This is a genomic window from Sphingomonas faeni, assembly GCF_040407495.1.
Taxonomy (GTDB): domain Bacteria; phylum Pseudomonadota; class Alphaproteobacteria; order Sphingomonadales; family Sphingomonadaceae; genus Sphingomonas; species Sphingomonas faeni_D.
In genome coordinates this window covers 358,290-378,675 of the sequence record NZ_JAPZPP010000003.1, presented here as the reverse complement: position 1 = coordinate 378,675, position 20,386 = coordinate 358,290, and the positions used below count along the sequence as shown (strand labels likewise).

Here is a 20,386-nt window from a genome sequence, read left to right as displayed (position 1 = left end):
ACTTAACGCGAGTAGAACTCGACGACGAGGTTCGGTTCCATCTTCACCGGGTAAGGCACTTCGTCGAGCGTCGGGACGCGCGTGAAGGTGACCTTGGCCGCACCGTCGGTGGCGACGTAGTCGGGGATCTCACGCTCGGCGAGGCTCTGTGCTTCCATGACCAGCGCCATTTCCTGCGCCTTCGAACCCAGCGTGATCTCGTCGCCGACGAAGCAGCGACGCGAAGCGATGTTGCACTTCACGCCGTTGACGCGGATGTGGCCGTGCGAGACGATCTGGCGAGCCGCGAAGATCGTCGGCGCGAACTTGGCGCGGTAGACGATCATGTCGAGGCGCTGCTCGAGCAGGCCGATCAGGTTCTGCGAAGTATCGCCCTTCAGACGTGCAGCCTCGTGGTAGCATGCGCGGAACTGCTTCTCGGTCACGTCGCCGTAATAGCCCTTGAGCTTTTGCTTGGCGCGCAGCTGGATGCCGAAATCGCTGACCTTGCCCTTGCGGCGCTGGCCATGCTGGCCCGGGCCGTATTCGCGCTTGTTGACCGGCGACTTGGGACGACCCCAGATGTTCTCGCCCATACGGCGATCGAGTTTGTACTTCGCGCTTTGACGCTTCGACATAGTATAACCTTTGCAAATGCAAACAACGTTGGTCCCGGTATCGCTCTGCTGGTCGTCGTTAAGACAAGGCAGGGCCACCGCTTCACCGGGGTGCAGGGCCATTGCGAAGGCGGGCGCCTAGACGGGGGGCGGGCCAGAGTCAAGCTGGACAGGCCGGATGGGGCTCGGCAAGAGACGGCGCATGACCATTCTCCCCGGCCCAGATTGCACCACCATGACCGACGTCCGCGCAGGCGTCGACGCGCTCGACCGCGACTTGGTCGCGCTGCTCGCCAAGCGGTTCGCGTACATGGACGCCGCCGCGCGGATCAAGCCCGAGCGCGGGCACGTGCGGGACGAGGCGCGGAAGACACAGGTGATCGACAATGCGCGGGCCGAGGCGGTGAGACTGGGCGTTCCGGAGGCCGTGGTCGCGGATTTGTGGGAACGCCTGGTCGAAGCCTCGATCGCCTACGAACTCGCCGCCTTCGACCGGCGCTAGGCTCGCGGTCGCTTCCCCGCCAGCGACGACAGCACCCCGCGGAGGGTCCGGATCTCCTGGCTCGACCAGCCCGGCTTGGTCAGCAACGTCCTGAGCGTCCGCCGCGTCGACTGCATCTTGTCGGGCAGATGGAAGAACCCCGCTCCCATCAGCATCGCATCGAGTTGCCCGATCATCCCGTCGAGCTCCTCCTGCGGTGCGGGCGGCATGATCGGATTGATCGACGGCTGCGACAGCTCACGTTCGGCGGTCAGGCCCTTCGACCATTCATAGGCGACCAGGATCACCGCCTGGGCGAGATTGAGCGACCCGAACTCCGGGTTGATCGGCACCGTGATGATCGTCCTCGCAACTGCGACGTCGTCGGTTTCGAGACCGGACCGCTCGGGACCGAACAGGATCGCGGAGCGGCCGAGGGCGGCGTGGATCTCGGTTGCGGCCTGTTCGGGGGTGGCGACCGGCTTGGTCACGCCGCGTTTCCGCACCGTGGTGGCGAACACCTGCGCGCAGTCGGCGGTGGCGGCGGCGACGCTGTCGTAGACCTTGGCGTTCTGGAGTACGATGTCGGCACCGCTGGCGGCGGGGCCGGCGGAGGGGTTGGGCCAGCCATCCCGCGGGGAGACGAGGCGCATTTCGGTGAGCCCGAAGTTGAGCATCGCGCGCGCGGCCTTGCCGATGTTTTCACCGAGTTGGGGGCGGACGAGGACGATGACGGGGGGTGGAGCTCCAACCGCCCCATCTCCATCCGCGAGTACATCGCTGTCCCCAGCCGCGTCCGTAACAATCATGTTTTCGTCAATCACGTCGCCAAATCCACCACTCTCGCCAAGCTCACCAAAGTCGTCAGGCTCAGCCAATTCATCGCGCTCGGCCAATCCATCGTGGGCAGCCAAACCATCCCGCTCATCCACCCCACCCCATTCGTCCTGAGTAGGGGCTGAGCGAAGCCGAAGACCCGTATCGAAGGATTTGCGTGCGAGAAAGCGCACCGCGTCCCAATCGCCTACCGCCAAAGCTTCCTTCTTCGCCCGCGTCCAGCCTTTCAACTGACGCTCGGCCGCCAGCGCCTCGATCCTGCTCGGGAAGTCCTGCGACCACATCAGCGTAACCGGGCGCCGGTTGTGTGTGTATCCGGGGAGCTCACCGTGCTGGTGCTGGGCAATACGGCGTTCCAACGAGTCGGTGTGGCCAATATAGTAGCTGCCGTCGGAACAGCGGAGCATGTAGGCGTAAAAGCTCATGCAACCTGTCCTTCGATACGGGCCTTCGCCGCGCTCAGTCCCTACTCAGGACGAACGGAAGAGGGGTCAGGAACCGTCGATAAGGCAAAGTTTGTGATGCTGCCAGTTGCGCGGACACAAACCCGGACAAGGACGAGGCTGAACGAGAGCAGGCCGGGAGAGGGAAGGACGAATCACCCCTCGCGCCCAACCTCCTCAACACTCCCAGCAAAAGCCTCGAAATCCTTAGCCTCGCTGAAATCCCGATACACACTCGCAAACCGGATATACGCCACGGAATCGAGCCCCTTGAGCCCGTCCATCACCATCTCGCCGATCCGCTTCGACGTGACGTCGTTCTCGCCCAGCGTCTCCAGCCGGCGCTGGATCCCGCTCACCAGCTTCTCGATCCGCCCCGCCTCGATCGCCCGCTTCCGCGTCGCGATCGATAGCGATCGCAACAGCTTCTCCCGATCGAACGGCTCTCTCCGCCCCTCACTCTTCAACACGAACAGCTCGCGCAACTGGATCCGCTCGAACGTGGTGAAACGCGCGGCGCATCCCTCGCATTGGCGCCGGCGTCGGATCGCCGCCCCGTCTTCGGTGGGGCGGCTGTCCTTTACCTGGCTGTCTTCATGTCCGCAGAAGGGGCAGCGCATTCAGACCTTCTTCTTGCCCTTGTAGTACGCGTAGCCCGCGCCCGCGAGTGCGCCGAAGATCGGGCCGATCACCGGCACCGGGATCGCCACGACCGCGCCGAGTGCGCTCCACTTGGCCATGCTCTTGCCGAGGCCGGGGGTCGCCTTGATGTCGTTCTGGACGTCGTCGAACTTCGACATGCTACTTATCCTTGATAGATCGGGAAGCGCGCGCAGAGTGCACGAACTCGCGTCCGAACGTCCGCCTCGACTTCCGGGTCCCCATGCTCGCCCTTTTTCGCGAGGCCGTCCAGCACGTCGGCGACCATGTTGCCGATCTCGCGGAACTCCGCCGGGCCGAACCCGCGCGTCGTGCCGGCTGGCGAGCCGACCCGGATGCCGCTGGTCTTCACCGGCGGCAGCGGATCGTTGGGGATGCCGTTCTTGTTGCAGGTGATCCCCGCGCGTTCGAGCGCCTCGTCCGCATCGCGCCCGGTGATGCCCAGCGGGGTGAGGTCGATCAGCGCCAGATGCGTGTCCGTACCGCCCGAGACGACGTCCGAGCCGTGCTCCTTGAGCGTCGCCGCCAGCACCTTCGCGTTCTCGACGACCGCGGCGATGTAGCTCTTGAAGTCGGGCTGCAGCGCCTCGCCGAACGCGACCGCCTTCGCTGCGATCACGTGCATCAGTGGCCCACCCTGGAGCCCCGGGAACACCGCCGAGTTGATCTTCTTCGCGATCACCTCGTCGTTGGTCATGATCATGCCACCGCGCGGGCCCCGCAGAGTCTTGTGCGTGGTGGTCGTCACGACATGCGCGTGGCCGAACGGCGTCGGGTGCAGGCCGGCTGCGACGATCCCGGCGAAATGCGCCATGTCGACCATGAAATACGCGCCGACCTTGTCCGCGATTGCGCGGAACTTCGCGAAGTCGATGACGCGCGGATACGCCGAACCACCCGCGATGATCAATTTTGGCTGGTGCTCGACCGCCAGCGCCTCGACCTGGTCGTAGTCGATCAGGTGCGTGGTCGCATCGACGCCGTACTGGACCGCGTTGAACCACTTGCCCGACATCGCCGGCTTCGCGCCATGCGTCAGGTGCCCGCCCGCATCCAGGCTCATGCCGAGGATCGTGTCGCCGGGCTTCACCAGCGCCAGCATCACCGCGCCGTTCGCCTGCGCGCCCGAATGCGGCTGCACGTTGACGAACCCGCAGCCGAAGATCTGCTTGGCGCGCTCGATCGCGAGCGTCTCGACCGTGTCCGAAGGCGCGCAGCCCTGGTAATACCGCTTGCCCGGATAGCCCTCGGCGTACTTGTTCGTGAACACCGAGCCCTGCGCCTCGAGCACCGCCTTCGAGACGATGTTCTCCGACGCGATCAGTTCGATCTGCGTCTGCTCGCGTTCCAGCTCGGCGGCGACGCCAGCGAATACGGCAGCATCGGCATCGGCCAGGCCGCGCGTGAAAAAGCCGTCGGGCTGGACGTCGTGGAGTTCGCGGGGCTGAGTGCTCATGCGGGGACCTTTGTGGAAAGTTTGTCGACACGGAATTGATGACGGCCGCCGGCGAAATCGGCGGACAGGAACGCTTCGACGCACGCCTTGGCCATTTCCTCGCCGATCAGGCGGGCGCCCATCGCGATGGTGTTGGCGTCGTTGTGGATGCGCGCAAGGCTCGCCGACAGCGGTTCGCACACGAGCGCGCAGCGGCAGGCGGGATTGCGATTGGCGGCGATCGAGATGCCGATCCCGGAGCCGCACAGCGCGATGCCGCGGTCCGCGCTACCATTGGCGATCGCTGCAGCAAGCTTGAACCCGTAGTCCGGATAGTCGACGCTGGCGGTGCCTTCGGGCCCGAGGTCTAGCACATCGTGCCCCGCCTCGCGCAGCCAGGCGGCGAGCGCCGCTTTCAACGAAACGGCGGCGTGATCGGACGCGATGGCGATGCGCACCTGGCGTATTCCTGTGACGGGGGATCGGGTGCTCAGCCCCATACCGACCCGAGCGCGGATTTGCCACACCTGTTCGCGGGTCGTGAGGCGCGACGGCATCCCATTTCACTCCGTCATCCTGACGAAAGTCAGGACCCAGGGTTACAAAGCGGAGTTCTGCGTTACTCTGGGTCCTGACTTTCGTCAGGATGACGGAGCACAAGGCGCGCTCGTTCGACCGCGCAAAAGGAGAAGCGCCATGAAAGCCCTCACCCTGCTTGCCGCCGCCGCGCTGACCGCCTGCTCCGGCCATGCCCCCGATACGAGCAGCGACGGCAACATGACGTCTGCCGGATCGGTCGAACGCAAGGTCGCCGCTCCCAAGCCTAAACCGGCGCCCGACTACACCGGCCGCTGGATCGGCGTCGAAGGCATGGTCCTCGACGTCGCCCCGACCGACACCCCGGGCCACTACGCGCTGACGATGCAATGGGACCTCGACAACAAGGGCAAGTTCGACGGCATCGCGACCGGCGACACGATAGCGTTCGATCGCAAAGGCATCCGCGAAACGCTGCGCCCGACCAACGGCGACGCGACCGGGCTCAAATATCTGGTCGGCAAAACCGACTGCCTCACCGTGAAGCCCGGCGAAGGCTATTGCCGCGACGGACTTAGCCGCTAGGTTCTCGCCGTGACTATCGCACATGCCAACGCCGACGCCGCCCGCGCGCACCTCTCCCAGGTACTGCTGCGCACGGGCCAAGAGGACCGCGACGCGTTTCGCGAACTCTATTCGCTGACCAGCGCGAAGCTTTTCGGCATCACCCATCGTATCTGCGGCAACGCCCAAGCCGCGGAGGATGTGCTGCACGAGGTCTATCTCACGATCTGGAAACGCGCCGGTGCCTGGGAACCCGGCCGCGCGAGCCCGATAACTTGGTTGGCGACGATCGCGCGCAACCGCGCCATCGACTGGCAGCGCGCGCAGGGCGTTCGCCGCACGAGCCCGCTCGACGACGCGCCCGACATCGCCGATCCCGGCGAAGGCGCCGAGGCAGGGATGCTGGCGAGCGAATCGTCGCGCGAACTGATCGAATGTCTCGAAGGTCTCGAACCGCAGCAGCGCGACGCGATCCGCACTGCGTTCTTCGAGGGCATCACCTATGCCGAACTCGCGATTAAACGCGACGTGCCGCTGGGGACGATGAAGAGCTGGGTCCGCCGCGGCCTCGCGCGCCTGAAGGATTGCCTCGATGGTTGATCCGACCACCGATACCGGCGTGCCTGAGGACGTTGCCGCCGCCGAACTCGCACTCGGCCTGCTCGAGGGCGAAGAACGCGGGGCAGCGCTGCGCCGCGTGCTCGCCGAGCCTGGTTTCGCCGCGCAGGTGGAATGGTGGCGGTCGCGCCTCGCTGTCTTGTTCGACCTCTGGCCCGAACGCGCTGCGCCGCCGCATCTCGCTGCCCGGATCGAAGCCAGTCTCGACGGAACCCCGGCCCCCGAGCAAACGAGCCGCTTCGCTTGGCCGGCGCTCGCCGCCGTCACCAGCGCGATCGCCGCATCGCTGTTGCTGTTCGTCATGGTCCGCCCAGAGCCGACCGTGCCCGTCTCGCAACCGATCCCCGTCGCGCGCCCGACCAGCGTGCTTGTGGCGATGCTCGGCGATGCGAAATCGCCTGTTGCGGCGGTCTACGATCCCGCAAACGGAGCGCTCCGCGTCGCGGCCGGCCCCGGCGTTCCAGACGCGCGCGTCGCGCAGCTCTGGGTGATCGGCGGCGACGGCGTGCCGCATTCGCTCGGCCTGCTCTCGGGCCGTCCGACCTCTCTGGTACCCAAGGGCGTCGACCGCGGTCGCATAACCCCCGGCGCGACGCTCGCGATCTCGGTCGAGCCGCTCGGCGGCTCGCCGACCGGCCTGCCGACAGGACCGGTCGTCGCCACCGGCGTGGTCGCGCGCGTCTGATGCCCGAGCAACCCGCCGCGACCGGCGGCATCCCGCCGATCGCGCGCCTGCTCGGATTGAGCGGACTCCTACCGCAACTCGCGGCCGTCGCGTTGCTGCTGAGCGGCGATCCGCAAAGCCGGTTCTCCGCGCTGGCGATCGCCTACGCCTATGCCGCGATCATCCTGAGCTTCCTCGGCGGTCTCTGGTGGGGCCTCGCCGCACGCACCGACTCGCCGCCGCGCTGGCTCTGGTTCGCCAGCGTCGCGCCATCGCTGGTCGCGCTGGCCACCGCCTGGCCCTGGATGGTCGGCCTGCGCTGGCCCGGTCCGTCGCTGGTCGTGCTCGGCATCAGCCTTATCGCCGCACTGCTCGTCGACCGCGCGCTGGTCCGTGCCGGCATCGCCCCGCCCGGCTGGATGGCATTACGCGTGCCTCTGTCGCTCGGCCTGGGCGTCCTGACGATGCTCGCCGCCGCACTTTAAGGCCACACCGCACGACTCGCGGGCTAGCTCGATTCATGGTACGAATCGGTCATGAATACATCCGCCGCGAGTCTCCGCACCGATCGGCAGGAAAAGGCGCGTTTTACCACCGCCGAGTTCCTGCGCATGGGTGAGTCCGGCGCGTTCGACGACATGAAAGTCGAACTGGTCGAAGGGGAACTCGTCCGGATGAACCCGCCCCAGTTTGCGCACGCCTCGCGCCAGGCCAAGATCGCCATTCGCCTGTCGCGTCTATTTGCTGAGTCGAGAATCGTTGGCGAGGCTGGCGTCGATCTGGGTAACGATACGGTGCTTGGCTGCGACGTCGCAGTTCTACGCACATCGGTGGAAGAAAACCGCCTATTGCTCGCCGCCGACTTCCTGCTCGTCGTCGAAGTCGCGGAAACGTCGGTCGCGCGCGATACCACGATGAAGCGCTTCGCCTATGCGCGCGGCGGCATTCCGCACTACTGGGTGGTCGATGGCATTCGGCGCGTCGTCCATGTCTACGCCAACCCTTTGGAAGGCGATTACACGCGATTCCATTCGGTAGGTTTTGGCGAAGTCCTAGACGTGCCCGGTACTGATGGCGCGATCACGATCGACTAACCAGTGCTGCCCCGCAGTAAGCGGGGCCAGCCTCAAGCCGCCTTACGCAAGTCCAGCCGGCTCCAGATTTCCACCAGCGCATCGGTCAGCTCGCGCATCATCGCCTCGGTATGCGCAGGCCCCGGCGTAAACCGGAGCCGCTCGGTACCGCGCGGCACGGTCGGATAGTTGATCGGCTGCACGTACACGCCGTATTCGGCAAGCAGCACGTCGCTGATCTTCTTCGCCTTCACCGGGTCGCCGACCATCAGCGGCACGATATGCGTATCGCCGATCATCACCGGCAGCCCCGCGTCCTTGAGCATCGCCTTCAGCATTGCCGCAGAAGCCTGCTGCCCCTCGCGCTCGACGCTCGAGCTTTTCAGATGCCGCACGCTCGCAAGCACGCCAGCGACCAGTACCGGCGACAGCGACGTCGTGAAGATGAACCCCGGTGCGTACGAGCGGATCACGTCGACGATCGTGCGATCGGCGGCGATATAGCCCCCCATCACGCCGAACGCCTTGCCCAGCGTGCCCTCGAGGATCGTGATCCGGTGCGCGACCTCGTCCCGCTCCGAGATACCGCCGCCGCGTGCGCCGTACATGCCCACCGCGTGGACTTCGTCGCAATAGGTCAGCGCGTTGTACCGGTCGGCGAGGTCGCACACCGCGGAGATCGGCGCGATGTCGCCCTCCATCGAATACACGCTCTCGAACGCGATCAGCTTCGGTGCTGCCGGATCTTCGGCCGCGAGAAGCTCTTCGAGATGCGCAAGGTCGTTATGCCGGAATACGCGCTTCTCGCAGCCCGAGTTGCGGATGCCCGCGATCATCGACGCGTGGTTCAGTTCGTCCGAAAAGATGATGCAGCCCGGCAAGACCTTCGCCAATGTCGCCAGCGTAGCCTCGTTCGAGACGTACCCGCTCGTAAACAGCAGCGCCGCTTCCTTGCCGTGCAGGTCGGCGAGTTCGCCCTCCAGATCGACATGGTAATGCGTGTTGCCACCGATGTTGCGCGTGCCGCCCGAGCCCGCGCCGACGTCGTGCAGCGCCTCTTCCATCGCCGCGATTACCTTCGGGTGCTGACCCATCGCGAGGTAATCGTTCGAGCACCACACCGTGATCGGTTTCGGCCCGTTATGCCCGGCAAAGCAGCGCGCGTTCGGAAACGCGCCCTTGTTGCGGAGAATGTCGATGAACACGCGGTAGCGCCCTTCGGCATGCAACCGGTCGATCGCCTGCGTGAAAACGCGCGAATAATCGACTCGCGGACCCAAGGTAGAATCCGTTGCCGAGATGCCGTTGGTAATCATAGGCTTGGGCACTACGCCTCGCTTTCACTCGTTTCCAGCGCAATACCGCTCTTACGGTGATCGCTTTCCTCATCCTGAGCGTACATTGCCATGATGGCCTGACGACGCAAGCGGGCATATTGTCCCACCAGACAGTCAGAGTTGCTCGATTTTCCCAAATCCCCGCACAGCCAACGCGGGCGCAAGCGCGCGCTCGTCATCGCCCAGCCGCGTGAACACCGCGGTACCTTCACCGGCTCCGGCCCACGACTCGTCTGTCATTAGATGCACGATCCGCCGTGCGATCCCCGGCCCGCCATCGACGAATCGGACTGCGGGAGCTGCGGCCGCGAGTTCCGCCTCGACCAGCGGAAAATGCGTGCACGCGTTGACGATCACGTCGATCGCGTCGCCACCGGGTTGCGAGAACAACCCGTCCAGTACCGCGGCATAGCGCTCCGCCGCCACGGTTCGCCCGTGCAATTTCGCCTCCGCGATCTCGACCAACGCCGCCGAGCCGTAGCGCAGCACCGTGCAATCGCCCGCGAACCTCGCCGCCAGATCATCGACATACGCCTGCCGCACGGTCGCCTCGGTCCCCAGCACGCCGATCGTCCGCGTCTTCGACAGCAGCGCGGCGGGCTTGATCGCCGGCACCGTCCCCACCACCGGCAGATCGAGCGCCACGCGCACCACCGGCAGCGCGATCGTCGAGGCCGTATTGCACGCGATCACGATCAACCGCGGCCGATACCGCTCCGCCAACCGCCCCAGCAACACCGGCACCCGCGCCGCAATCTCCGCCTCGCTCTTGGTCCCGTAGGGGAAGCCCGCCGAGTCGGCGGCATAGACGAACGGTGCATCGGGCAGCGCCGCGCGCGCCGGACCGACGATCGACAACCCGCCGACACCGGAATCGAAGAACAGGATGGGGCGCATGTCCATGCGCGGTCCTTAGGACGGATGGCCCGGTCAGAACCAGACCTCCCGTCATCCTGACGAAAGTCAGGACCCAGAGCCACGAAAGTCACCGCCCGCAATCTTGGCTCCTGACTTTCGTCAGCATGACGGATGGTGATTGATCGATGCCCAGCGACGCCATTTGCCGTCAGCCCCGCGTCGTTTATAAGCCCCTCCAGAACGGGGGACATAGTTGCAGACGGAAATTCTCTGGGTCGCGCCCACGCTATCGCTCGTGCTGAGCTATCTGCTCGGCTCGATCCCGTTCGGCGTCATCCTGACGCGGCTCGGCGGCGCAGGCGATCTGCGGACGATCGGCTCGGGCAACATCGGCGCGACCAACGTCCTGCGCACCGGCCGGAAAGGCCTCGCCGCCGCCACGCTGCTGCTCGACATGGCCAAGGGCGCGGTCGCGGTGCTGCTGGTCGCACACCTGTTCCCCGGCAATGCATTGCTCGCGGCCGCCGGTGCGTTCATCGGCCATTGCTACCCGGTCTGGCTGAAGTTCAAGGGCGGCAAAGGCGTCGCGACGCTCATGGGCATCGTCGTCGCGCTCCATTGGCCGCTCGGACTAGTCTACGCGGTCGTCTGGCTTGGCCTCCTCGCGGGCCTGCGCATCTCCTCGGTCGCTGGCATGGCCGCAGCCCTCAGCGCACCGTTTGCCGCCGCGCTGTTCGGTCGCTTCGACCTCGTCCTGCTGCTCCTAGCGCTCGCATTGATCGTCCTGTGGAAGCACCGCGAGAACGTCGAACGGCTGTTCTCGGGTACCGAGCCGCGCATCGGGTCCAACCGGCAAAAGAGTGGCTGACCCTACGGTCTCAAGACTTCGGCTCATCCGCACGACCGGGATCGGACCGGTTACCTATCGCCAGCTCATCGCCCGCTTCGGGAGCGCCGACGCCGCGATCGAAGCGCTGCCCATGCTCGCCCAACGCGGCGGCGGACGCGCGCCAAAAATCGCCGACGCAGCGCTAGTCGAACGCGAAATGACCGCGACCGCCAAACTCGGCGCCCGCTATCTCTTCCTCGACGACCCGGACTATCCCCGCCTGCTCGCCGAGATCGAGACCGCACCCCCAGCCCTTATCCTGCGCGGCGATATCGCCCATGCCAGCCGCCCCTGCATCGCCATGGTCGGCGCGCGCAACGCGTCCGCCGCCGCCTGCCGCTTCGCCCGCCAGCTCGCGCTGCAACTCGCAGAAGAAGGCACGACAATCGTCTCCGGCCTCGCCCGCGGCATCGACACCGCCGCGCACATCGGCGCGCTCGGCGGCGGTTCCAGCGGCGCCACGATCGGCGTCATCGCAAGCGGCATCGACATCGCCTACCCGCCCGACAACACCGCGCTACAGGAGCGCATCGCCACCGAAGGCCTCCTGCTCGCCGAACAGCCCCCCGGCACAGAGCCCAAGGCACGCAACTTCCCCTCGCGAAACCGCATCATCGCCGGCCTCGCGATCGGCACGGTGGTGGTCGAGGCCGTCCCCAAATCCGGCTCGCTCATCACCGCGCGCCTTGCCAACGAGTCCGGCCGCGAAGTCATGGCCGTCCCCGGCAGCCCGCTCGATCCCCGCGCGCAAGGCTGCAACCTGCTGATCCGCGAAGGCGCCACGCTGGTGCAGTCCGCCGCCGACATCCTCGAACAGATCCGCCCGTTCGACCCGCGCTCGGTCCGCTCCCCGATCGACGCCTACGCCGCCTCGCCCCCCGAAGATGCAAGCGACGCCGACCGCCGCAGGATCACCGACCTGCTCGGCCCGGTCGCGGTCGCAATCGACGAACTCATCCGCCAGTCGCACCTGAGCCCGGCGGTCGTCCAGACCGTGCTGCTCGAACTCGAACTCGGTGGCCGCCTGGAACGTCATGCCGGCGGCCGCGCCAGCCTGCGCTGATCGTCCTGGTCTCAGGACGCCGCAAGGCTCGGCCGTCATACGCCTGCGATTTCATGCCAACAGGATACGCGTCACTGTCATCATACCGACATGGATATTGTGCCAGCAACGCCAGCATAATCCGGGAATTAGCCCGCCCCTTCGAGAACTCCTCTCGAAAAGCGGTATCCGAGACCTCATTTGCGCACGTCGCGCATTACCCTATCCGGGTTGACGGCACCGCCCCTTCGTCCCCACCCTCGTACGCGTACACGTAAGGACCCCGGTTTCCCCATGCAGCTTGTCATCGTCGAATCGCCTGCCAAGGCCAAAACCATCGAGAAGTATCTGGGCAGCGATTACCGCGTCCTGGCCAGCTACGGCCATGTCCGCGACCTGCCGCCCAAGGACGGCTCGGTCGATCCCGACGATGCGTTCGCGATGACGTGGGAGAATTACGCGGACAAGTCGAAGCAGCTGAAGGCGATCACCGATCTCGCCAAGGTCGCCGACCGCCTGATCCTCGCGACCGATCCGGATCGCGAGGGCGAGGCGATCAGCTGGCACGTTCGTGAAGTGCTGCGGGCGCGGAAAGCGCTGCCCAAGGAGGTCGAGCGCGTCACCTTCAACGCGATCACCAAGGCCACCGTCACCGAGGCGATGAAGAACCCGCGCGAGTTGGACGACGACCTGATCGACGCCTACCGCGCTCGCCGTGCGCTCGATTACCTCGTCGGCTTCACGCTCTCGCCAGTGCTGTGGCGCAAGCTGCCCGGCGCCAAGTCCGCCGGTCGCGTCCAGTCGGTGTCGCTCCGCCTGATCGTCCAGCGCGAACGCGAGATCGACGTCTTCAAGCCGCAGGAATACTGGTCGGTGACGGCCGAGATGGAGCATGACGGCACCGCGTTCACCTCGCGCCTGACGCAGTTCGAGGGCACCAAGCTCGACCGCCTCTCGATCGGCAACGAGGGTGACGCCCTGCGCGCCAAGCAGGCGGTGCTAGACGGCAATTTCTCGGTCCAGTCGGTCGAGACCAAGCCCGCCGGTCGCAACCCGCCGCCGCCGTTCACCACCTCGACCTTGCAGCAGGAAGCCTCGCGCAAACTCGGTTTCTCCGCCGATCACACGATGCGGATCGCGCAGGGCCTCTACGAGGACGGCACGATCACCTACATGCGTACCGACGGCGTGCAGATGGATTCGAGCGCGATCAGCGCCGCACGGCTGGCCGTCGCGAACCGCTTCGACGCGAGCTATGTCCCCGACAAGCCGCGGCAATATCAGTCGAAGGCAAAGAACGCGCAGGAAGCGCATGAGGCGATCCGCCCCACCGATTTCGGCAAGGACAAGGCCGGCGGCGGCGATCACGCACGCCTGTACGACCTGATCTTCAAGCGCGCGCTGGCCAGCCAGATGGCGTCGGCGCGGATGGAGCGCACCACGGTCGAGATGGCCGACGGCACCGGCCGCAATATCCTGCGCGCCACCGGCCAGGTCGTGCTCTTCCCCGGCTATCTCGCGCTGTACGAGGAAGGGTCGGATGACTCGGCCGACGAGGACGCCCGCCGTCTCCCGCGGATGCGTGAAGGCGATGCGCCTGCGAAGAAGAAGGTCGACGCGGAGCAGCACTTCACCCAGCCGCCGCCGCGGTTCTCCGAAGCCTCGCTGGTCAAGCGGATGGAGGAACTCGGCATCGGCCGCCCGTCCACCTACGCCTCGATCATCAAGACGCTGAAGGACCGCGCCTACGTCCGGATCGAGAAGAACCGCTTCTTCGCCGAAGAGTCCGGCCGGCTGGTGACGGCGTTCCTAGAGCGCTTCTTCGAGAAATACGTCGGCTACGACTACACCGCCGAGCTGGAGGAAGAGCTCGACGACGTCTCCGGCGGCCGCGCGCAGTGGCAGTCGGTGCTCGACGCGTTCTGGCGCGATTTCAAGCCGCGCACCAACGAGGTGATGGAGCAGCAGCCCTCCGCAATCACCGCCGAGCTCGACACCTTCCTCGCGCCGTATTTGTTCCCGGCCAAGGCCGACGGCGGCGATCCGCGTCTCTGTCCGAACTGCGGAGAGGGCCAGCTCGCGCTTCGCGGCGGCAAGTTCGGCGCGTTCATCGCGTGCTCGAACTATCCCGAGTGCAAATACACGCGTCGCTTCGCGCAGCCCGGCGGCGACGCCGAAGCGGATGCCGGTCCGTCGACGCTCGGTACGCACCCCGACACGGGCCAGCCGATCGAGCGCAAATCGGGACGCTTCGGCCCGTATCTGCAGATCGGCGAAGGCGAAGATCGCAAGATGGCGTCGATCCCGAAGGATATCGGCGAGCTCAATCTGGAATGGGCGGTCAAGCTGTTGTCGCTCCCGCGGACGGTCGGCAACCACCCCGAGACCGGCGAACCGATCATCTCGACGATCGGTAAGTTCGGTCCGTATCTGAAGCATGCGGGCAAATACGCGCGACTCCAGACGACTGCGGACGTGTTCGAGACGGGCATGAATGCGGCAGTCGTGAAGCTTGCCGAAGCCGCGGCCGGCGGCGGACGCACCGCGCGCGGGGCTCAGGCACCGCTCAAGACCCTCGGCAACCATCCGCGTACCGAGGCCGAGATCAAGCTGATGGAAGGGCGTTACGGCGCCTACGTCACCGACGGCACGACCAACGCGACGCTGCCCAAGTCGATCGAGAAGGACCAGCTGACGCTCGAGGAAGCGGCGTCGCTGATCGACGCACGCGCCGCCGCGGCGCCGGCAACGAAGAAGAAGAAAGCGCCCGCCAAGAAGCCGGCGGCAAAGAAGGCACCTGCGAAGGATGCGGCTGAGGCAAAAGCTCCAGCCAAGAAGGCTCCGGCCAAAAAGGCCCCCGCCAAGAAAGCCGCCCCAAAGAAAAAAGCGGAAGCCTAATCCTCCCCTGCAAGGGGAGGGGGACCATCCAAAGGATGGTGGAGGGGGGCTTCCCCAAACGTACCGCTGCGTAAGGTAAGCCCCACGAACGCTACGCCCGCGGCACCCCCCCTCCACCCTTCGCCAAGCGGCGAACGGTCCCCCTCCCCGTTCCGGGGAGGATTAAGCAGCCCGGCGCTGCGTCAACTGCATCCAATCCCGCGCAGCGCGCTGCGCCACCGAAATCTCCCGCGCAGTCATGTCCTCGGCGATCTCAGCCCGGCATTCCTGCGCGGCGATGTTCCCCGACACCGCCGCCAGGTTGAACCACTTGTGCGCCTCGATCAGGTCGAGGACGACACCCGAAGTCCCCGTCGAATACACCATCCCCAGTTCATAGCATGCCCGGTCGTCGCCGCGCGCGGCATCCGCCAGACGGCGTTCGATTCCGATATTCGCGTTCTTGAAACTGCTGCCCATGGTCTTGCCCCCAATGTTCGTGAGGACAGAGTGCCGTGATTCGGGCTACGAAATGGTTAATGGGTTAACACGCGTTCTTTACAAATCTATCGCGATGTTATCGATCAGCCGCGTCGCGCCCATCCGCGCCGCCGCCAGCAACCGCCGCGGACGCTCCGCCGCGGGGTTCTCCGCCAGCGTCTCGGCATCCGCCAGCGCGACGTAATCGATCGTGAACCCCGCCCCCACCAACGTCGCCCGCGCATCGTCGAGCACGGACTCGACGTCTTCCCCCTTCGCGATCGCCCGCGCCGCGACGCCCAAGGCTCGCGGCAGGGCGACCGCCTGCTTGCGCTGTTCGTCGTCGAGATAGATGTTGCGCGACGACATCGCCAACCCGTCGTCGTCGCGCTGCGTCGGCACCCCGACGATATCGATCGCGAAATCGAGATCGGCGACGAACCGCCGGACGACGGCAAGCTGCTGGTAATCCTTCTCGCCGAAATACGCGGCATCGGGCCCGACCTGGTTGAACAGCTTCGACACGACCGTCGCGACGCCGTCGAAATGGCCTGGACGCGAGGCGCCGTCGAACCCATCGCTGACACCCGAGACGCGCACCGACGTCGCGAAACCATCGGGATACATCGTCTCGACCGACGGCAGCCAGAGCAGGTCGCACCCGGCCTCGTTGAGCATCCGGATATCCGCCATCTCGCGCCGCGGATAGCGGGACAGATCCTCGTTTGGCCCGAACTGCGTCGGGTTGACGAAGATCGACGCCACAACCTTGGTCCCCGGCCGCTTCGCCGCCTCGATCAGCGCGACATGGCCAGCGTGGAGCGCGCCCATCGTCGGAACGAGCGCGACGCGCTGCCCCGCCGCACGGAAGGCGGCGACGCTTTCGCGCAACGCATTAAGGTCCCGGACGGTGTCCACGTGAAACTCCTACTCGATAAGTGCGGTCGCGGCTTCTATGAAGGGTGACTGTTACGATCAATAAGGAAACGCGCGTTGGCCACGGGCCCCGACTCACCCCAAGCTTCGACGCATGTCATCGTGTTCGCCAACGAGAAGGGCGGCACCGGCAAGTCGACGACCGCGGTGCACGTCGCGATCGCGCTCGCCGCCAAGGGTGCGCGTGTCGCGTGTCTCGATCTGGACCACCGTCAGCGCACCGTCGGCCGCTATCTCGACAACCGCGCCGAGACGGTAAAGCGCACCGGCTCTCCCCTGCCGATGCCGCGCCACGCGACGCTGTCGGAGCAGAGCGAGGACCAGTTCGAGGATCTGTGGCATTCGCTCAGCGAAGGGTCCGACTTCCTGGTCGTCGATACGCCGGGCCGCGACGATCCGTTCGCGCGCACCGCGGCGGCCCTGTCGAACACGCTGGTCACGCCGATGAACGACAGTTTCGTCGACTTCGACCTGATCGGCCAGGTCGACCCCGAGACGTATCAGGTGACGCGCCCGAGCTTCTATTCCGAACTGATCTGGGACGCGCGGAAACAGCGTGCCCGCGCCGACGGCACGACGATCGACTGGGTCGTGCTGCGCAATCGCCTCCAGCATATCGAGGCGCGCAACATGCGCCGCGTGTCGGACGCGCTCGCGCAACTGGCCAAACGCGTCGGCTTCCGGATCATCCCGGGCCTCGGCGAGCGCGTGATCTACCGCGAGATGTTCCCCGCCGGCCTGACCATGATCGACGCCAAGGAATTCGGCAGCATGGGCCTCGGCCACGTCGCTGCGCGCCAAGAACTGCGCGAGATGATGGCGGCGTTGCAGCTGCCCGAAGTTGTCGAGCAAGCGCCGGACGTTGCTGCGTGAAGTGGATCGTCGCCGCGGTCTTCATCTGGCTGGCATGGCATTACCTCCGCCCGAAGCCAAAACAGCGTGTGGTGACGGATGAAGCCGAAGCGCGCTCGATCCTCGGCATCGACAGCAGCGCAAATGCCGACGCGATCCGCAGCGCCCACCGCCGCCTGATCGCCTCGGTTCACCCCGACCGCGGCGGCTCGACCGACCTGACCCGGCGAGTGAATGCAGCCCGCGACCTGCTGTTGAAGCGCGCGCGCTAACCTCAAACCACCGTTCGTCCTGAGCGAAGTCGAAGGACAAGCTCAGCACGAACGGAAAGACAGGCCCATGACCCACCAGTTCGACCCGACCTCGCTCCGCGAATACGACATCCGTGGGATCGTCGGCAAAGCGCTCGGCCCCGCCGATGCCGTCGCGATCGGCCGAGGCTTCGCCACCCGCATCCGCGCCGCTGGCGGAACGCGCGTCGCGGTCGGCTATGACGGCCGCACCTCCTCGCCCGAGCTCGAAGCCGCGCTCGTCGCCGGCCTCATCGCCGGCGGCGTCGACGTCGTCCGCATCGGCCTCAGCACCTCGCCGATGCTGTATTACGCGGAAGCGACGCTAGAGGTGGATGGCGGCATCCAGGTAACCGGCAGCCACAATCCCCCCGAGTATAACGGCTTCAAGATGGTGCACGCGCACGCACCATTTTTCGGCGACGACATCCAGGACCTGGCCGCGCTCGCCGCATCGGGCACCTGGAGCGAAGGCGCGGGCGAAGTCACGACTGCGGACGTGCTCGACGCCTATGTCGGGCGGCTGATGGCTGGCTATGCGGGCGGCGCGTACCGGATCGGCTGGGACACGGGCAACGGCGCCGCCGGCCCGGTGATCGAGAAGCTCGTCCAGCTCCTGCCGGGTGAGCATCATGTGATCTTCGCCGAAGTCGACGGCAATTTTCCCAACCATCATCCCGATCCTACCGAAGAGGCGAACCTCGCCGATCTCAAACGCCTGGTCACGGAGAAGAGCCTCGATTTCGGACTGGCCTTCGACGGGGATGGCGACCGGATCGGTGCGGTCGACGGCTCGGGACGGGTGATCTGGGGCGACCAGATTCTCTCCATATTGGTCGAACCTGCGCTGCGCGAGCACCACGGCGCGCCGATCGTCGCCGACGTGAAGTCAAGCCAAGCCCTGTTCGACCGAATCGCGGCGCTGGGCGGCGAACCGGTGATGGCCGCCACCGGCCACAGCCTGATGAAGACCGCGATGACCCGCACCGGCGCGCCATTGGGTGGCGAACTCAGCGGCCACCTGTTTTTCGCCGGTGAATATTATGGCTTCGACGACGCGCACTATGCGGCGGTGCGGCTGATCCGAGCGGTACATCTGTCGGGGCGCTCACTGACGGAGCTGCGCGACGCGATGCCGACGCTGGTGGCGACACCGGACCTGCGCTTTCCGGTCGAGGACACGCGGAAGTTCGCGGTGGTGGACGACGTGATCGCACGGCTGAAATCGGATGGCGTGGCGATGGACCTCACCGATGGCGCGCGGGTCACGACTGCGGCAGGCTGGTGGCTCCTCCGCGCCTCGAACACGCAGGCGATGCTGACGGTACGCGCGGAGGCGAAGGACCAAGCGGCGCTCGATACGTTACTCGCGGAGGTCGACACGCAACTGGCCGCGAGTGGTGTAACGCGGAACTAACCGCGAGAACTACACCACCCCGGCGAAGGCCGGGGCCCAATTGGAAAGGTGGATATAACGGAGCGCCACACCTCGTTAGCAACGTCCCCCAATTGGCCCCCGGCCTCCGCCGGGGTGGGGCAAGCGGTCGCTATACCAGCACAAGCCACCCAACCGATTGACTCACGACCGCCCTCGCCTACTTTCCCCCATCACCCCAAGGAGTCCTCACGTGGAGCGCCCAGTCGACGAATTCCGCTCCAGCACGCGCCGCTGGCTGCTCGGCAGCTTTGCCGGCTGGGGCACCCTTCTCACCTGTTTCGCCGGCGTAGGCTTCATCCTGATCGGCGTCCGCTGGCTCAAGAACCGCAGCGCCTCCTACGAGATCACCGACCAGCGTCTGATCATCAAGCGCGGTATCCTGTTCAAGACGATCGACGAGATCGAGCTCTACCGGATCAAGGATGTCCGTCTCGGCTATTCGCTGCTCAACCAGATGACCGACATCGGCACGATCACGCTCACCTCCAGCGACCGCACGACGAGCGGCGGCGAGTTCGCCCTGCGCGACATCCCGATGGCACGCGACCGCCGCGAGGGTCTGCGCAAGCTCGTCGACCGCGCGCGCCAGCGCCGTGGCGTCCGCGAACTCGATATCGACCATGAGGATGCATACGCGCTGGATTAAGCGCGCTTTTGTCCCCACATGGCGGGCATGGCGCCCCCCTACCCCAAGCCCAAACAGCAACCGCAGATGATCCGGGTCGTCGACCTCGAGACGACCGGTTCGGCCCCGCCCGCGCACGGCGTCTGCGAGATCGGCTGGCAGGACGTCGCGCTCGGCGAGGACGGCCGCTGGGAGATTTACGGCGAAGGCGGCAGCCTGCTCGTCAATCCAGGCCGACTGATCCCGCCCGTGACCCAGGCGATCCACCACATCCTCGACGAGCATGTCGCCGACGCGCCCTATTGGCATGATTGCGCACGGCAAGTGCTCGATCCGTGGCCGCGCCGGCTCGCACTCGCCGCGCACCGCGCCGATTTCGAGCAGAAATTCTGCACTCCCGCGCTCACCCGCGACGCGGAGTGGATCTGCACCTGGAAATGCGCGCTGCGGCTTTGGCCCGACTCACCGAGCTTCTCCAACCAGGTGCTGCGCTACTGGCGTAAACCCCACGGCATGGAGCACGAGCGCGGCCTCCCCGCGCACCGCGCATTCCCCGACGCCTACGTCACCGCGTTCCACCTGCGTGACATGCTCAACGAGGCGAGCCTTGCGCAATTGCTCGAATGGTCGCGCGATCCCGGCCTCATTCCGCGTGTCCGCTACGGCCCGGACCGCGGCAAGGAATGGTCCGAGCTCGATCACGAGACGCTGATGGCGTTCATGACCGACCGCGATCCCGATATCCGCTTCACCGCCAACCACGAGATGGACCGGCGCAGCGGCGGCGGTCGCGTCGGCAAGGCGAGCGCGCATGACCTGCTGCTCTAGATCAATATGCTTAGGTCCGCGGACGC

At 66.1% G+C, this 20,386-nt stretch carries 24 protein-coding genes; 14 read left to right on the top strand and 10 right to left on the bottom strand.

Features of this window, described 5'->3' with window-relative positions:
* Window positions 1-2 precede the first annotated feature (2 nt).
* The gene (gene rpsD / locus O6W96_RS11810) at window positions 3-617 is read right to left on the bottom strand and encodes a 30S ribosomal protein S4 (protein ID WP_056053294.1); all 615 of its coding nucleotides are present in this window, start codon (window positions 615-617) and stop codon (window positions 3-5) included.
* 181 nt (window positions 618-798) lie between these two features.
* On the opposite strand from rpsD, the gene O6W96_RS11805 reads away from it, so the two are divergent.
* The gene (locus tag O6W96_RS11805) at window positions 799-1,098 is read left to right on the top strand and encodes a chorismate mutase (RefSeq protein ID WP_353469724.1); all 300 of its coding nucleotides are present in this window, start codon (window positions 799-801) and stop codon (window positions 1,096-1,098) included.
* Here O6W96_RS11805 and O6W96_RS11800 read toward each other — a convergent pair.
* From O6W96_RS11800 to rpiB, 5 genes are all read right to left on the bottom strand, one after another.
* Window positions 1,095-2,339, bottom strand: a complete 1,245-nt coding sequence (locus tag O6W96_RS11800) for a TrmH family RNA methyltransferase (protein WP_353469723.1) — start codon at window positions 2,337-2,339, stop codon at window positions 1,095-1,097. The two genes, O6W96_RS11805 and O6W96_RS11800, sit on opposite strands and share 4 nt — an antisense overlap.
* 173 nt (window positions 2,340-2,512) lie before the next feature.
* Window positions 2,513-2,977 (bottom strand): transcriptional regulator NrdR, encoded by a 465-nt coding sequence (nrdR, locus tag O6W96_RS11795; protein WP_353469722.1) that lies wholly within the window; start codon window positions 2,975-2,977, stop codon window positions 2,513-2,515.
* Window positions 2,978-3,157: a hypothetical protein gene (locus O6W96_RS11790; RefSeq protein ID WP_056053298.1), complete on the bottom strand. Its 180-nt coding sequence runs from the start codon at window positions 3,155-3,157 to the stop codon at window positions 2,978-2,980.
* A gap of 5 nt (window positions 3,158-3,162) precedes the next feature.
* A complete protein-coding gene (locus O6W96_RS11785) occupies window positions 3,163-4,473 on the bottom strand; it encodes a serine hydroxymethyltransferase (RefSeq protein ID WP_353469721.1) in 1,311 nt (436 codons plus the stop codon).
* Entirely contained in the window at window positions 4,470-4,910 is a 441-nt protein-coding gene (gene rpiB / locus O6W96_RS11780; protein ID WP_353469720.1) for a ribose 5-phosphate isomerase B, read from the bottom strand. Before rpiB ends, O6W96_RS11785 begins: the two co-directional genes overlap by 4 nt.
* A gap of 238 nt (window positions 4,911-5,148) precedes the next feature.
* Between rpiB and O6W96_RS11775 the strand changes: the two genes are divergently transcribed.
* Genes O6W96_RS11775 through O6W96_RS11755 form a run of 5 tightly spaced genes read left to right on the top strand, consistent with a single transcriptional unit; the run spans window position 5,149 to window position 7,929 of the window.
* Window positions 5,149-5,574, top strand: a complete 426-nt coding sequence (locus O6W96_RS11775) for a hypothetical protein (RefSeq protein ID WP_353469719.1) — start codon at window positions 5,149-5,151, stop codon at window positions 5,572-5,574.
* Between the two features lie 9 nt (window positions 5,575-5,583).
* A complete protein-coding gene (locus O6W96_RS11770; protein ID WP_353469718.1) occupies window positions 5,584-6,153 on the top strand; it encodes a sigma-70 family RNA polymerase sigma factor in 570 nt (189 codons plus the stop codon).
* A complete protein-coding gene (locus tag O6W96_RS11765; RefSeq protein WP_353469717.1) occupies window positions 6,146-6,856 on the top strand; it encodes an anti-sigma factor in 711 nt (236 codons plus the stop codon). Before O6W96_RS11770 ends, O6W96_RS11765 begins: the two co-directional genes overlap by 8 nt.
* Window positions 6,856-7,320: a DUF3429 domain-containing protein gene (locus O6W96_RS11760; RefSeq protein WP_353469716.1), complete on the top strand. Its 465-nt coding sequence runs from the start codon at window positions 6,856-6,858 to the stop codon at window positions 7,318-7,320. The genes O6W96_RS11765 and O6W96_RS11760 overlap by 1 nt, the downstream gene beginning before the upstream one ends.
* A 51-nt stretch (window positions 7,321-7,371) precedes the next feature.
* Window positions 7,372-7,929 carry a Uma2 family endonuclease gene (locus O6W96_RS11755; RefSeq protein WP_353469715.1) on the top strand — a complete coding sequence of 186 codons (558 nt, stop codon included), beginning with the start codon at window positions 7,372-7,374 and terminating at the stop codon, window positions 7,927-7,929.
* A gap of 32 nt (window positions 7,930-7,961) precedes the next feature.
* Here the strand turns inward: O6W96_RS11755 and hemA are convergent, their stop codons facing one another.
* Both hemA and murI read right to left on the bottom strand, forming a co-directional pair.
* Window positions 7,962-9,224 carry a 5-aminolevulinate synthase gene (gene hemA, locus O6W96_RS11750; protein ID WP_107954293.1) on the bottom strand — a complete coding sequence of 421 codons (1,263 nt, stop codon included), beginning with the start codon at window positions 9,222-9,224 and terminating at the stop codon, window positions 7,962-7,964.
* A 135-nt stretch (window positions 9,225-9,359) separates the two neighbouring features.
* Entirely contained in the window at window positions 9,360-10,148 is a 789-nt protein-coding gene (gene murI, locus O6W96_RS11745; protein ID WP_353469714.1) for a glutamate racemase, read from the bottom strand.
* A 208-nt stretch (window positions 10,149-10,356) separates the two neighbouring features.
* Between murI and plsY the strand changes: the two genes are divergently transcribed.
* The 3 genes from plsY to topA all read left to right on the top strand — a co-directional run bounded on the left by plsY (window position 10,357) and on the right by topA (window position 14,932).
* Entirely contained in the window at window positions 10,357-10,971 is a 615-nt protein-coding gene (gene plsY / locus O6W96_RS11740; RefSeq protein ID WP_353469713.1) for a glycerol-3-phosphate 1-O-acyltransferase PlsY, read from the top strand.
* A complete protein-coding gene (gene dprA, locus O6W96_RS11735; RefSeq protein ID WP_353469712.1) occupies window positions 10,964-12,055 on the top strand; it encodes a DNA-processing protein DprA in 1,092 nt (363 codons plus the stop codon). Before plsY ends, dprA begins: the two co-directional genes overlap by 8 nt.
* A gap of 273 nt (window positions 12,056-12,328) precedes the next feature.
* Entirely contained in the window at window positions 12,329-14,932 is a 2,604-nt protein-coding gene (topA, locus tag O6W96_RS11730) for a type I DNA topoisomerase (RefSeq protein WP_353469711.1), read from the top strand.
* 162 nt (window positions 14,933-15,094) lie between these two features.
* Here topA and O6W96_RS11725 read toward each other — a convergent pair whose 3' ends face one another.
* Together O6W96_RS11725 and panC are read right to left on the bottom strand one after the other, a co-directional pair.
* Window positions 15,095-15,391, bottom strand: coding sequence for a sel1 repeat family protein (locus tag O6W96_RS11725; RefSeq protein ID WP_056053341.1), 297 nt, complete (start codon window positions 15,389-15,391; stop codon window positions 15,095-15,097).
* A 78-nt stretch (window positions 15,392-15,469) separates the two neighbouring features.
* Entirely contained in the window at window positions 15,470-16,309 is an 840-nt protein-coding gene (panC, locus tag O6W96_RS11720) for a pantoate--beta-alanine ligase (protein ID WP_353469710.1), read from the bottom strand.
* A 75-nt stretch (window positions 16,310-16,384) separates the two neighbouring features.
* Between panC and O6W96_RS11715 the strand changes: the two genes are divergently transcribed.
* The 5 genes from O6W96_RS11715 (at window position 16,385) to O6W96_RS11695 (ending at window position 20,360) form a co-directional block, all read left to right on the top strand.
* Window positions 16,385-17,200, top strand: a complete 816-nt coding sequence (locus O6W96_RS11715; protein ID WP_353469709.1) for a division plane positioning ATPase MipZ — start codon at window positions 16,385-16,387, stop codon at window positions 17,198-17,200.
* Window positions 17,197-17,451 carry a DnaJ domain-containing protein gene (locus O6W96_RS11710; protein WP_121904786.1) on the top strand — a complete coding sequence of 85 codons (255 nt, stop codon included), beginning with the start codon at window positions 17,197-17,199 and terminating at the stop codon, window positions 17,449-17,451. Before O6W96_RS11715 ends, O6W96_RS11710 begins: the two co-directional genes overlap by 4 nt.
* A gap of 67 nt (window positions 17,452-17,518) precedes the next feature.
* Window positions 17,519-18,886, top strand: coding sequence for a phosphoglucomutase/phosphomannomutase PgmG (gene pgmG, locus O6W96_RS11705; protein ID WP_353469708.1), 1,368 nt, complete (start codon window positions 17,519-17,521; stop codon window positions 18,884-18,886).
* A 211-nt stretch (window positions 18,887-19,097) separates the two neighbouring features.
* Window positions 19,098-19,553 (top strand): PH domain-containing protein, encoded by a 456-nt coding sequence (locus O6W96_RS11700; protein WP_353469707.1) that lies wholly within the window; start codon window positions 19,098-19,100, stop codon window positions 19,551-19,553.
* Window positions 19,554-19,580: 27 nt separating this feature from the next.
* Window positions 19,581-20,360, top strand: a complete 780-nt coding sequence (locus O6W96_RS11695) for an exonuclease domain-containing protein (protein ID WP_353469706.1) — start codon at window positions 19,581-19,583, stop codon at window positions 20,358-20,360.
* The last annotated feature ends 26 nt before the right edge of the window (window positions 20,361-20,386 follow it).